This is a genomic window from Nostoc sp. NZL (genome assembly GCF_015714705.1).
Taxonomy (GTDB): Bacteria; Cyanobacteriota; Cyanobacteriia; order Cyanobacteriales; family Nostocaceae; genus Nostoc; species Nostoc foliaceum_A.
In genome coordinates this window covers 61,981-74,893 of sequence record NZ_WBKL01000195.1, presented here as the reverse complement: position 1 = coordinate 74,893, position 12,913 = coordinate 61,981, and the positions used below count along the sequence as shown (strand labels likewise).

The 12,913-nt window shown below is 42.7% G+C and carries 9 protein-coding genes; 4 read left to right on the top strand and 5 right to left on the bottom strand.

The features are described 5' to 3' along the window. Window positions 1-374: 374 nt before the first annotated feature. Together F8R90_RS28960 and hetF are read left to right on the top strand one after the other, a co-directional pair. Window positions 375-656 (top strand): hypothetical protein, encoded by a 282-nt coding sequence (locus F8R90_RS28960; RefSeq protein WP_196513509.1) that lies wholly within the window; start codon window positions 375-377, stop codon window positions 654-656. A 635-nt stretch (window positions 657-1,291) separates the two neighbouring features. After that, window positions 1,292-3,820, top strand: coding sequence for a cell division protein HetF (gene hetF / locus F8R90_RS28955; RefSeq protein WP_196513508.1), 2,529 nt, complete (start codon window positions 1,292-1,294; stop codon window positions 3,818-3,820). 137 nt (window positions 3,821-3,957) lie between these two features. Here the strand turns inward: hetF and F8R90_RS28950 are convergent, their stop codons facing one another. The 5 genes from F8R90_RS28950 to F8R90_RS28930 all read right to left on the bottom strand — a co-directional run bounded on the left by F8R90_RS28950 (window position 3,958) and on the right by F8R90_RS28930 (window position 11,125). Next, entirely contained in the window at window positions 3,958-6,864 is a 2,907-nt protein-coding gene (locus F8R90_RS28950; RefSeq protein ID WP_196513507.1) for a COR domain-containing protein, read from the bottom strand. A 606-nt stretch (window positions 6,865-7,470) separates the two neighbouring features. After that, complete coding sequence (locus tag F8R90_RS28945; RefSeq protein ID WP_196513506.1) at window positions 7,471-8,094, bottom strand: Uma2 family endonuclease; 624 nt, start codon at window positions 8,092-8,094, stop codon at window positions 7,471-7,473. 53 nt (window positions 8,095-8,147) lie between these two features. Then, window positions 8,148-8,771, bottom strand: coding sequence for a Uma2 family endonuclease (locus tag F8R90_RS28940; RefSeq protein WP_196513505.1), 624 nt, complete (start codon window positions 8,769-8,771; stop codon window positions 8,148-8,150). An 85-nt stretch (window positions 8,772-8,856) separates the two neighbouring features. After that, window positions 8,857-9,675, bottom strand: a complete 819-nt coding sequence (locus F8R90_RS28935) for a type 1 glutamine amidotransferase (protein WP_196513504.1) — start codon at window positions 9,673-9,675, stop codon at window positions 8,857-8,859. Window positions 9,676-9,787: 112 nt separating this feature from the next. Then, a complete protein-coding gene (locus tag F8R90_RS28930) occupies window positions 9,788-11,125 on the bottom strand; it encodes a MurT ligase domain-containing protein (RefSeq protein ID WP_196513503.1) in 1,338 nt (445 codons plus the stop codon). Window positions 11,126-11,516: 391 nt separating this feature from the next. Between F8R90_RS28930 and F8R90_RS28925 the strand changes: the two genes are divergently transcribed. After that, window positions 11,517-12,104 carry a thylakoid membrane photosystem I accumulation factor gene (locus tag F8R90_RS28925; protein WP_196513502.1) on the top strand — a complete coding sequence of 196 codons (588 nt, stop codon included), beginning with the start codon at window positions 11,517-11,519 and terminating at the stop codon, window positions 12,102-12,104. A 190-nt stretch (window positions 12,105-12,294) separates the two neighbouring features. After that, window positions 12,295-12,903 carry a hypothetical protein gene (locus tag F8R90_RS28920; protein ID WP_196513501.1) on the top strand — a complete coding sequence of 203 codons (609 nt, stop codon included), beginning with the start codon at window positions 12,295-12,297 and terminating at the stop codon, window positions 12,901-12,903. Window positions 12,904-12,913 lie beyond the last annotated feature (10 nt).

The window sequence follows — 12,913 nt, the reverse complement described above, 5'->3', positions numbered from 1 at the left end:
CTACTAGGGGAGTTAGTTATCAGGGTGCATCTACCAATTAAATATTCTCAGGGTGAACACCATACTCCGGATAAATTTGTACAAAAGTCAGTTATTTTTTTAAATAAAAAACCCCCAGATGATGTTAGTCTACTAGGGGAGTTAGTTATCAGGGTGCATCTACCAATTAAATATTCTCAGGGTGAACACCATACTCCGGATAAATTTGTACAAAAGTCAGTTATTTTTTTAAATAAAAAACCCCCAGATGATGTTAGTCTACTAGGGGAGTTAGTTATCAGGGTGCATCTACCAGTAATCTTTTCTAGGGATAGCCAGTATCCTCCGGAGAAAATGGTCAAAATCAGGGTTGATGGCGACATCTACAACTGGCTATGCCTACTAACTATAAAAAACCCCCAGTGGGTGTTAGCCAACCAGGGGAGTTAGTTATCAGGGTGCATCTACCAGTAATCTTTTCTAAAGTAAATGGGTCTCTACCGGATAAATTAGCAGAGGTTGAAATTGTTAGTATTTGCTTACCCAATAAAACCTCAGCGGGCGTTTGCCAACCAGAGGAGTTAGTTATCAGTACAGACCTACCAATTAAATTATCGGTGCGCTGCCTGAAAAATGGGTGTGTTAGAAATGATTGTGGCTTTAGGACTTATGCATAAGAGATTCGCTAACCCCTTAAAAAGGGCGCTTTTATCTCTCTTTTAAGGAAAGTTGGTCAATTAATGTTAGCGGTAGCTAGGATTCAGGTTTTCAGTGCGTTTTTATGCTTACTTCCTTCATAAAAAACCCCCCAGTCGGTGTTAGCCAACCAGGGGAGCTAGTTATCAGGGTGCATCTACCAATTAAATGTTCTAGGTTTAACCACCATGCTCCGGATAAATTTACTAGAAGGTTGATTATTGTTGTGTGCCAACAAAACTCTAGTAGATATGAAATGAATTAGGGGAGTTAAAGATCAAGGTACATCCATCTAGTAATCAAGTATTCTAGGGTTAAGCACTATTTTTTGGTAGAGAATATCTGCGTCATAAGTTGCTGTTGTTTGCCAAAATTGAAAAAAACCCCTAGTGGGTGTTAGCCAACTAGGGGAGTTGAAGATCAAGGTGCATCTACCAATTAAGTGTTCTAGTTCCAAGTAATCCGATCCGGATAAAGTTGTAAAGGCAGAAAAAGCAAAACAACTAGAATCAGAAACATTCAGGGGTGGGATGCATCTAAGTTATCAGAGGGAGCGAAAAATCGACTTGAAACTTTCGCGTTTCAAACCAGATTTAGGAGGCGGACAGGAGAAGCTGTGACCCAGGAATTCCACATTTCGGTAACTCCTGTAGGGCAAAATGACTACTTGGTGCGGACGGAACAAGTCGCGCCTGGGGTACCATTGGCAGAAGAATTGGTGACTTGGCCAATAGTTGATTGGTTGATGGCTGCTGGGCATTTGATGAATGATCCGTTGAAGTCGGTGTTGCAAGGAGATCCATTCGCTTCTGGCGGGCATGAAAGCGATATTGCCAGAAACTCTGTTAATTTGGTAGCTTTGGGTCAACAATTTTATAACGCCCTATTTCAAGGCACTCTCAGAGATAGTTGGATTACTGCTCAAGGTATTGCCCAAAACCACCAACAAGTACTACGCTTACGCTTGGGGCTAAAAGACACTAGATTAGCTCGTCTGCCTTGGGAAGTGATGCACGCAGGCGATCGCCCGCTGGCTACTGGGCCTTATGTCGCTTTTTCTCGCTTCCAAAGTGGAATTTTGGGGGCTTCGCCTTTGCGATCGCAAAATATGCCCACACCACTACAACAAGGTAGTGTGAAAGTATTGATGGTAATTGCTTCCCCCTCAGATCAAGTCCGTCTTGACTTACAGAAACAAGAAGCTATCAAACTGCAAGCAGAACTTCACCGTCAACTACCACGACTTGCTGAAGGTAGCAATCATTTTCCCCAAATTGAACTGACTGTGTTAGATCAACCAGGACGGGAAGAACTTACGCAAGCTCTAGAACAGGGCAGATACAACGTTTTACACTACTCTGGTCATAGTAACTTAGGCTCCAATGGTGGAGAAATTTATCTTGCTAGTCGCAGAACTGGCTTAACAGAAATCTTGACTGGGGACGATCTGGCAGGTTTGCTCGTCAACAATAACATCCAAATGGCAGTGTTTAACTCCTGCTTGGGGGCGTACACAGCTGCATCCGATCCCTCTGGAGATACTGGCGAACGAAACTTGGCAGAAAGTTTGGTGAAGCGCGGAATTAGAAGCGTCTTGGCTATGTCAGAACGGATTCCTGATGAAGTGGCGTTGACACTCACACAATTGTTTTACCGCAACTTGAGTCAGGGATATCCAGTAGATTTGTGCGTCAGTCGGGTACGCCAAGGATTAATTTCTGCCTATGGTTCTCACCAGATGTACTGGGCATTACCGATTTTATATCTCCAGCCAGAATTTGACGGTTTCTTGAGCCAGGAAACGGAAATATCCGAAAGTGCGGAGTCGCCCAAGCAGTATAATTCGCCTTTAGGGATAACTTCCACAATGTACTCTGCTATGGCAGATGATAGCGAGATGCATTTAGGAATGGAGGAAATGATTCCTTCTGGTTTGGCGCGTGACCCTTCAGGGTTAGACTGGCTAGGCGAAGATACTTGGGGCGATCTAGTTGATGAAATTGAGTATGATGACCCAAGTTATGAGGAAGATTCTGCGATCGTTTCGGATTTGTTTCGTCAGCTAGATAACCAAAAAACTGCAACTGAACTAGATCAACAAATTCCAGACAATAATCTTCACCAAGGACAGGTTTCAGAGGGAATGACTTCTCTGGAAGAGGAAGGAGATTTGTGGGGAGAAATCCCAGCACCGCCACCTCCAATTACTGGGAACCTTGAAGGAAATTGGCAAAATTCTGATTTTTCGCGTAGGCATAGCCCGCCGCAGGCATCGCAACCAGCCCCACTAAGACCTCGTACTCGTCGCCGCCAGCTGTGGCCGATTTTGGGTATTGTAGCAATCAGTGCGTTAGCAGCTGCGATCGCTTTAAATTGGTGGTGGCAAAATCGATCCCAGCAGGCAACTCTGCCTAACATCCCAGGAATTCCTACCCAGTCTCTACCTATCCAAAAGCAGCCAAACATCGATTTAGAAATAGCAACCACTGGTATTGTCACCGCCACCGCTACGGAAAAATTGAGCCAGGGGGACTTACAAGGTGGGTTATTAGCTGTAGAAGAACTACTTAATCGTGGCGCAGTGGCTGCGGCTGACACTGCCCTGAAACTAATTCCAAATCAACAAGCTGACGATCCATCTGTCAACTTTTACAAGGGACGATTAGCGTGGCAGTCTATCCAAACTGGAGACAATAACTATAGCGTCGATGATGCCCGCCGTTACTGGGAAACTGCTGCAAAAGCTAAACCCGAATCGCTTTTGTATAATAACGCCTTGGGATTTGCCTACTACACAGAAGGCAATCTAAATCGAGCCAATGATTCTTGGTTCAAGGCTTTGAATTTAGCTCTCAAAGAGCAGAATACAGACTCTAGCGGCGAAACATCTACAAATACGGCAGTCCCTCAAGATGCTTTAACTTCTTATGCTGGTTTAGCTCTGGGACTGTATAAATCTGCACTGAGTCAATCTAGTGGTAAGCAGACACAATATTTGAATGAAGCGATCAAGTTGCGGCAAATGGTTCTCAAGTCTGATCCAGTCAATTTCCAGGTAGATAAATTAGCTAAAAATTGGCTGTGGACGGAGAAGGCGATTGAAGATTGGCGATCGCTCCTTCAGGAGAAAGGTGAAGAAGAGTAATATGTTGGGGTGGTGCGATCGCTTGCACACCAAAAAACTTTGCTTTCAGCATCCCTAATCAAGACAAACCTTGCATCTAAGAGCAAAGACACCATTTTCACACATCACTACTGAGAGAAAACCTTTTTTATCTTTTACTAAGGGATTGCTGCTGCTTTGATCTTCTTACAGATATTCACCCAAGCTTTATTCTCTTCTGATACGTCCAGGCTGTCTAAAGGTTGATTGGGAGGGTGCGCTGATTGATATTTTTCAATTTCTGTTTCTTCATAGCTGCTAGAACTCAACGGTATCCAAATAATCGTCAGTCCTTTGCCTTGTGCCGCATTCAATAATGGGGGTAACTCATTCTCGTGAATAAAGTCTGATGCTAGAAAGTTAGGGCTAACCAACAATACTGCTACTTTTGCTGCTGCTAAAGCATTTTCAATTTCTTTACTCCACTCAGCACCAGCTTGGATTTTGGTATCGTCCCACACAAGCAGATTTTGGTTGCGAATTATTGGTTTGAGGTGTTTCTGAAGTTTGGTAAGCCATTCCTGATCTTGATGACTATAGCTGATGAAAACTTCAACCCCTAACTGCTCTACAAGCAACCTCTCTTTATACCTATCCATCACATCATCAATTAAACCCAAGACATCAATCATTTGATAGCTTTTTTGACATTGAATGCGTTCTTGCTTATCAGCTACAAACTGTCGCAATATCTCAAAGGGGTAAAAGTGTGGCTCTTGGCTATCTTTGCAGGTGTTGCAATTACAGGGAATTAACTTGTTGTACTTTAGTCGCTTATAAGAGTTATGAATTTTATCGAGTTCATGTGTAATTATGGTCATCAAATCTCTTTTGTGACGACCTGAGACTCGAATCTTAATCTCCCGCTTACCGTAATATTCAATCACCTCCGCCTCCGTCTGGTCTTTGCTGAGAACGACGCCGCTTTTCCACACACATTTTTGTTCATTTATCAACTCATGGATGGCAACTATGAATTGGCTGATGATGCCCTTGGGCATGAAGTCGTAAGTGTAACGCAGAATCAGGTTGTTGGTTTCATCCCAGTTATAAGACGGTTGATTAGCAGATAGCAGTTGTGGGGCAATATACTTTCCTTGGCTTCTAGGAATTTCGTAGCACAGCTTGAAGTTGATCATCAGCCGCAATAGTTCATCATGCATTGTGGCGTATTCGTCTTCACACCAGATGTTTGCCAAGTCAGACCGGGTGAAACTGCCTAGATTGCTAATCACCTTTTCATTATCCAGCACTTTGTAGACTGCATCAGTTCCCCACTTGGGTTTGAGGATGACGGTCTTATTTAAAAGTGGGTCTTCCTGGAAGTGCAAGCATACTCCCAAGTCGTGCAGATAGCCACTAAGTTGCAACTTATCATTTCTTTGGGTGAACCCATTTTTTTGGCAGATGTTCAGGTATTCATCCAAGCCGATGTAATTGCGTTTGTCACTCTCCAAAGCTTCCCGGACTCTAACCCAGGTTTTTGGGAGGGGACTGCCAATATGGGGCAGACTTTTAACGTAATGCTTGACTTGTTCTAAAACTTGTTCTAAACCCCTGTTGGTAGCAAGGTTTGTTGGTAAAGTCTCCTTCAAATTAGTAAACTGCCCCCGTAACTCGCGTTCATTAATTTCCCGGTGGCGGTTTTGCTTCTCATTTTTGATAATTAGCAGTGGACTGTTATCGCTCAATAGTTCAACTACATTTAGCCAGTAATAAAAATCTGTGTCTTCCTTGCGGGTATCTGCGACTAAAACGTAGAGAGAACGCTTGGTGAGGAAAAACTGGTGAGTAGCATGGTAAATTTCTTGTCCACCAAAGTCCCAAATGTTGACTCGAAATTCTCGCCCATTTTCCATTGGGAAACCCCACTGGATCACCTTAATTCCCCTCGTAGAGTCTTCCTCTCGGAGTTGATAATTTTGGTCTTCAATTTTCTTAGCCAGTGTTGTTTTCCCTGCGCCTCCTTCGCCGACAATTAGTAACTTTGCTTCATACAGATAATCTGTACCTTCTACTTGTATTTGTCGAAGATAATCCTTAATCGCCTTAATACCTTTTTTAACAACTTCTGGCGGTGGCTTTTCGATAGGATTGTCCCTTAAATCCAGGGAAGTGAGTTGTTGCAGGCGGGCGATCGCTTCTGGCAGCATCGTTAATTGGTTGTTGCTTAAAGAGAGGGAAGTGAGTTGTTGCAGGTGGGCGATCGCTTCTGGCAGCGTCGTTAATTCGTTGCCGCTTAAATACAGGGAAGTGAGTTGTTGTAGGCGGGCGAGCACTTCTGGCAGTGTCGTTAATTCGTTGTGGCTTAAATCCAGGGAAGTGAGTTGTTGTAGGCGGGCGAGCACTTCTGGCAGCGTCGTTAATTCGTTGAAGCTTAAATCCAGGGAAGTAAGTTTTTGTAGGCGGGCAGTCGCTTCTGGCAGCGTCGTTAATCCGTTGCCGCTTAAATACAGAGAAGTGAGTTGTTGCAGGTGGGCGAGCACTTCTGGCAGCGTCGTTAATTGGTTGAAGCTTAAATTCAGGGAAGTGAGTTGTTGCAGGCGGGCGATTGCTTCTGGTAGCGTCGTTAATGCGTTGCCGCTTAAATACAGGGAAGTGAGTTGTTGCAGGCGGGTGATCGCTTCTGGCAGCATTGTTAATTGGTTGTGGCTTAAATCCAGGGAAGTGAGTTGTTGCAGGTGGGCGGTCGCTTCTGGCAGCGTCTTTATGGAGTTGTGGCTTAAATCCAGGGAAGTAAGTTGTTGCAGGCGGGCGGTCGCTTCTGGCAGCGTCTTTATGGAGTTGTGGCTTAAATACAGGGAAGTAAGTTGTTGCAGGCGGGCGATCGCTTCTGGCAGCGTCTTTATGGAGTTGTAACTTAAATTCAAAACCTCTAACCATTCCAGATCAAACACCTCAGCAGGAATCTTAGTTAATTTTTCCTTGCTATTAGTACCCAAATAATTGCCTAAATTTAATTCTTTAAGCTTTTTCTCTTTCGCTTCTCGGATTTTTTCAAGGAAACGTTGAGGCGTGTTTGCCATACAGAGGTTCACCTGTTAATGAAAATTATATGTAATGCCCCTGATTCGCTGGACAATTTCGCAATCACTAATATTTTGCACTAATCCCAACAACCGCCACAGGTTAGAAACCTATGGCTGATAGTGAAAGTCTTCTTAAGAGGTCTAAATTCTTTCCAGACTTGGGTTTTATCCACATTGAATGGACTTTGGCTATGAGAAAGGAAATTCGAGTTGCAAGCAAAGGTGGGTGTTAATTAGGAATGCTGCAAGATATCGAAGCAATTTACTATTCTGTGTATCACTACACGAGTGCTAATAATTTTTACTGAATCTAAAAATAATTTATCATTCCCAATGGTTCAGATTGGCTTGTCAACGAGTCTTTGATACTCATTAATGAGTCTCGGAACTCCGTTAATGAGTCTTTGATACTCGTGAATGAGTCTTTGACACTCGTGAATGAGTCTTTGATACTCGCGGATGAGTCTTTAATACTCGTGAATGAGTCTTTAATACTCGCGGACGAGTCTTTGATACTCGTGGATGAGTCTTTGATACTCGCGGACGAGTCTTTGATACTCGTGGACGAGTCTTTGATGGTTCTTTTACTTCTTTAGCCGTTTTTTACGCGACTTCTCCAGCCCGAAAAATCTGTTCAGCAGTTAAATTCAAATCTGGGAACACTAGCGAGTGAATGCGGTCATTCCCCCTAAATTGCCTAACTTGATACTCACCTTCAATTAATTGGTAAATCGAGATAGTTGGTTGTTTCGGATTGCCAATAAACCGCCTACCACCTAAACCTAAATAGTCTACAATCCAGTATTCAGGTATTCCAACCTCTTCATATTTACCTGCTTTGGTAAAATAGTCGTCGCGCCAGTTGGTACTTACCACCTCAATTACTAAAGGAATTGATGCCGCTTGGCTTACAGTAGATTCTTTTTTCCACAGAGGTTCATTTACTAAATTAGAGTTATTCAACAACAGTACATCTGGTGAGTAAGCTGCTTCGCTCTGATTCGGTTTAACGAATGCTGTTTTGGGGATGAAATAAGGTAGTTTTAAACGTTTGTATTCTGTAACTATTTCCCCAACTAAAAATCCAACAATCTGTTCATGATCACCTGTAGAAGGAGCCATTTCTACAATTACTCCGTCATGCAATTCATAGCGTCGTTGTGAGCTTTCTGGATACCAAGCGATAAATTCATCAAATGTTACTAGTTTGCGTAAGGTTTGAGTCATATTTTCCTCTTGCTTTAAAGTCAGATAAGAATTTAAATCTTAACCACCTATAATTACGCAACTTCTCCAGCCCGAAAAATCTGTTCAGCAGTTAAATTCAAATCTGGGAATGCTGGTGATTGAATGCGATCATTTCCTCTAAATTGCCTAACTTGATACTCACCTTCAATTAGTTGGTAAATTGAGATTGTTGGTTGTTTAGGATTGCCAATAAAGCGCCTACCACCTAAACCTAGATAGTCTATAATCCAATATTCAGGAATGCCCAAAGACTCGTAATCTTCTAGCTTTAAAGCATAATCATCACTCCAGTTGGTTGAAACAACTTCTACAACCAACTTGACAGAACTACCCCGCGTAATGATAGATTCTTTTTTCCAACGAGGTTCATCCCTAACAGCTTGTCTATCAAGAACGATGACATCTGGTTCATAACCTGAATCAGTGTTAACTGACTTGATGACGCATTCTTTAGGGATAAAGCAAGGGATGGACAGACGGGTGATTTCAATAAACAAAGAACCATTTATAAACCCAGCTATCTCTGAGTGCTTCCCTGTTGGCTTAGGCATTTCAACAATTACCCCATCATGTAGTTCATAATGCCTGTCTGAAGATTCGGGATACCAGGCGATAAATTCATCAAATGTTACTTGTTTGGTTAAGGCTTGAGTCATACTTTGCCCTCTTGCTTGATGTCAAATTTGACCCCTCTCCAAACCTCTCCCCGACACGGGGAGAGGTTTAATCAGCGAACTGAGATTAAACTTTCGCCGCAGCCGCAGCAGGTAAACTCACTTTCAACCGCTTAAACATCGCTTCTCTTGCTTGTGCAGCGAGGCTATCGTCAAAAGGTTTTAAGCTAATTTCTTGCTGATACTTTAGCCGCAATGCTGTTTGAATTAACCAATCGGCGACAAAGGGATTTTTCGGTAATAAAGGGCCGTGGGAATAAGTAGCGATCGCATTCTGATAAAATGCTCCTTCTGTCCCATCTTCACCATTATTTCCCAAACCGTACACCACTCGCCCTAAAGCTTCCACTTTTCCCAGTTTGGTGCGTCCACCGTGATTTTCAAAGCCGACTAAATACGGTGTGCTACCCGTCATCTCTTTTAAATCTCGCGCCAGACGTGAAGCTGTCACTTCTATTACCAAGTTACCAATACAGCGTTTAGTATTATCACCAGGATGCACGGAAACTAAATCGAGGATTCCCAAGCCTTCAATCCGTTGTCCTAATCCGGGTTCATAATAATGTCCTAGTAATTGGGGGGAACCACAGGTAAATACTCCCGGTGTTCCATTTTCAATTTTTTCGCGCATCGCGTCAGCTTTCGCACCTTGCAAATCACGCATGACAATTTCTTGCTGACGATCTTGTGCACCACCACCAACAATTACATCCACAGTTTTAATATCTGCGGCTGTAGCATTTTGATCTAGGGGTAACACTTTAACATCGTATCCCCGCCACTGAGCGCGACGTTCTATAGTAATTACATTACCGCGATCCCCATAGGTACTCATCAGGGTTGGGTACAACCAACCAATTGTTAATTCCAAATTTTGAGAACTCATATTCATAATTCGTAATTCGTAATTCGTAATTCGTAATTCGTAATTTGATTGGGTATTGGAAACTGGGGAATGGGAAAAAATTTATCTAAATCCTTACTCCCCACTGCCCGATTTAAAGAATTTTACGACCAGTAAGAACTTCTCGCACTTCTAGCATGGCTGAGTAGGTGGGCAGAATATGCAGAGTTTCATTCTCTGGTGTATGCTCTAATGCAGTAGCGATCGCTTGTCGCAAATCTTCTTCGACAATTAAATTTAAGTTACTGTCAGGGGACTTTTGGCTGTAACGTAGACGTAGTGCCATATCGTAGACGCGATCGCCACTCACTACTAAAGTCCCGCCGCGTTCGACTAATTTCTCGGTATCTACGTCCCAAATCCAGGATACATCAGTGCCATCGGGTGTGCGATCGTTCAATACTAGCAGTGTGGTTTTATCTGTGCTTTGAGTAACTACGCGAATGGTTTCATTCGTTCCCACAGGATTTTTTGATAACAATATCCGCACGCGTTTACCGTTAATTACTAAATCTTCCGCACGACCAAAAGCCGCTTGGAAGGTATTAATAGTATCTCTGATTGTTACTTCATCAACTCCCAACTCAATAGCCGCAGTAGCAGCAGCTAAAGTATTATATTTGTTGTACAAACCAACCAGAATTTGTGACCATTCACTACTTTCTAGAGTCGGTTTACTTTTACTAAAACCACACTTGGGACAAGTAAAATCTCCCAAATGAGACAAATAAACACCTTTGTAATCTAGAGAATGTCCACATTTGGGACAATAAATAGAATCAACAGCGTGAGGAATTGCTTCTAAATAATGTTCTGGTTCATTCAAGCCAAAGAATAACACCCGTTGGGGTAACTGCTGACCAAGGTTAGATAAAGTTGGGTCATCAGCATTAGGAATTACCACGGTTTCTGCTGGTAGCGTAGAAATAACTTTTGTCCAACGTTTACTAATTGTGTCTACTTCGCCGTACCTATCGAGTTGGTCGCGGAACAAGTTTAAACAGAGAATAATTCGCGGTTGGAGTGGCGCTAATACTCTTGGTACAATATTTTCATCAACTTCTAAAATGGCGTAATCAGTATTTAGCGTGCCTAGTAAGTTGGTGCTTTCTAACAGCGCTGTCATCAAGCCATTTTCGAGATTTGCACCTGTAGAATTATGAGTGACACGAAAACCCTTGCGTTCTAATATCGTGCATAAAAGCAGCGCTGTAGTGGTTTTGCCATTAGTACCAGCAATTAAAATCACCCCGTTTTTAACTTGCTGACTCAATAATTGTAAAAGTCGGGGTTCAATGCGACGAGCAATCGAGCCTGGTAATACACTAGCAGCACCCAGACGCAGCGATCGCACTATAAAAGTTACACTTTTTGCCACTGACACCGCGAAACCTAGTCGCAGCCTATCTATGAATTGTATTTTGTTTCCCACATCTATACCCTAGTCTTCTGGCGGTTGCTAATTGATAGTCTTTAAGTTGCAAATTTAATATGCGTGAGTTTAGCGAATCCTAGCTGAAAAAGCCAGCCTCAAAATCAAGATGCAGGAGATGAGGGGCAGGGGCAGGGGGCAGAGGGCAGGGGAGAGTTAGAATCTAGTTCATCCACCTCAGAACCTCAAACTACTTTCCCTGCTCCCTGCTCCCTGCTCCCTGCCCCCTGCCCCTCTGCCTCCAACTCCTCATCTCCATCATCCACTTACGAGAGATAATCTCAGTAGGCGTTATCTTAAAAAATAGTGCGCGGGCGTAATTAGATATCCAGCCCAGTTTGCCGAATTCAGCACAAACTCAGACAAGTAGTAGCTTGCAAGGTTCCTTTTGATGAATAGCACAAAGTTTCTTTTTTTACATAAACAAATTACTGGCTGGCAAAGGTGGTTGTCCAAATGCCTGTTGTTGCTTGCAAGTCTTTTCATTATAAGTATGCAACCTGCATATGCTGGTCTCAATAATGATTTATATGATGGCAACATCTTTGTCGTTTATGCTGGCAATGGTTCTTTGGTTCCTCCCAGACAGACGCTGGCACAGACTTTAGCGGAACATAAACCCATATTTTTGGCCTTTTATTTGGATGACAGCAGCGATTCCAAAAGATATGCCATTTCCATATCACGGGTACAGGAATTCTATGGTCGGGTAGCAGAGATTATGCCGATTAATGTAGATACTATCCCGGCTAAAGAGACCTACGACCCTACAGAACCAGGATATTACTATTCTGGGGCTGTTCCTCAAGTCGTGGTGTTTAATAAATCAGGTGAGGTAGTTTTGAATAAGAAGGGTCAAGTACCTTTTGAAGAAATAGACGATGAATTTCGCAAAATATTTGATTTATTACCACGCACTGAAACAGCACAGCTAAAGCGGCGAGCCTTCAATGAGTTCAGTAGTGAGTTAGCTAAGTAACTGATGGGGTAGGCCAAATTGGTCTGCCCTAGTTTTTCGTGCTATCTGTTACTACATTTCTGCCAATGCCAAAGCATAATATTGAAATATCTGTGTTAACAGATTAGAAAGTTAATCCATAGTCTATAGTTCGTAACAAATGACTAATGACTAACGACTAATGACCAATGACTAACTAGAGTGTATTCTCATGTCAAAGGTTTACACGACCCAGGAGCTAATTCAAATTTTGGCAGCCGAACGCCAAGCCTGCCTCAAGGGAAAACGCCTAAAATTAGAAATACCAGTCTCTGGCAATCCCGTAATTGACCAATTTCTCAAAACTGATGGGCTGCAACAGTTCACTGCCTATCAAGATTTCAAAACTGCAATTCATGACTATCAAAGGGAAAATCAAGTTTCAGGTATTATCTGGCGGGAGGTAACTGTCAAAGGTAAAAACTTGAACTATCCCGAAGTAGACAGCGAGTTGATAGCCCTCCCAAGTGACTTAGAGATATTAAAAACTGCTAAAAACTCTATCGTAGAATTTTGGTATGAAGTCTCTATAGGAATGGATCTATACTTGAGTTTCAATAATAGTAAACAGTACCAACAAATTGCCACATCTGATGTAGAAAGAATTGTTCAAAGAACAGAATGGGCAGGTTTGTGCAAGTGGGAAAATTCTAGCTTTTTGGAAATGATTTTACAGCTAGGATGGGGTAAACCAGAAGAAGCTTACTATAAACGAGGAAGACCGCGATCGGGTAGTGAATATATTCATGCAGTCAATCCCGGTAATCGCCCCATTGGATAATTCGTAATTC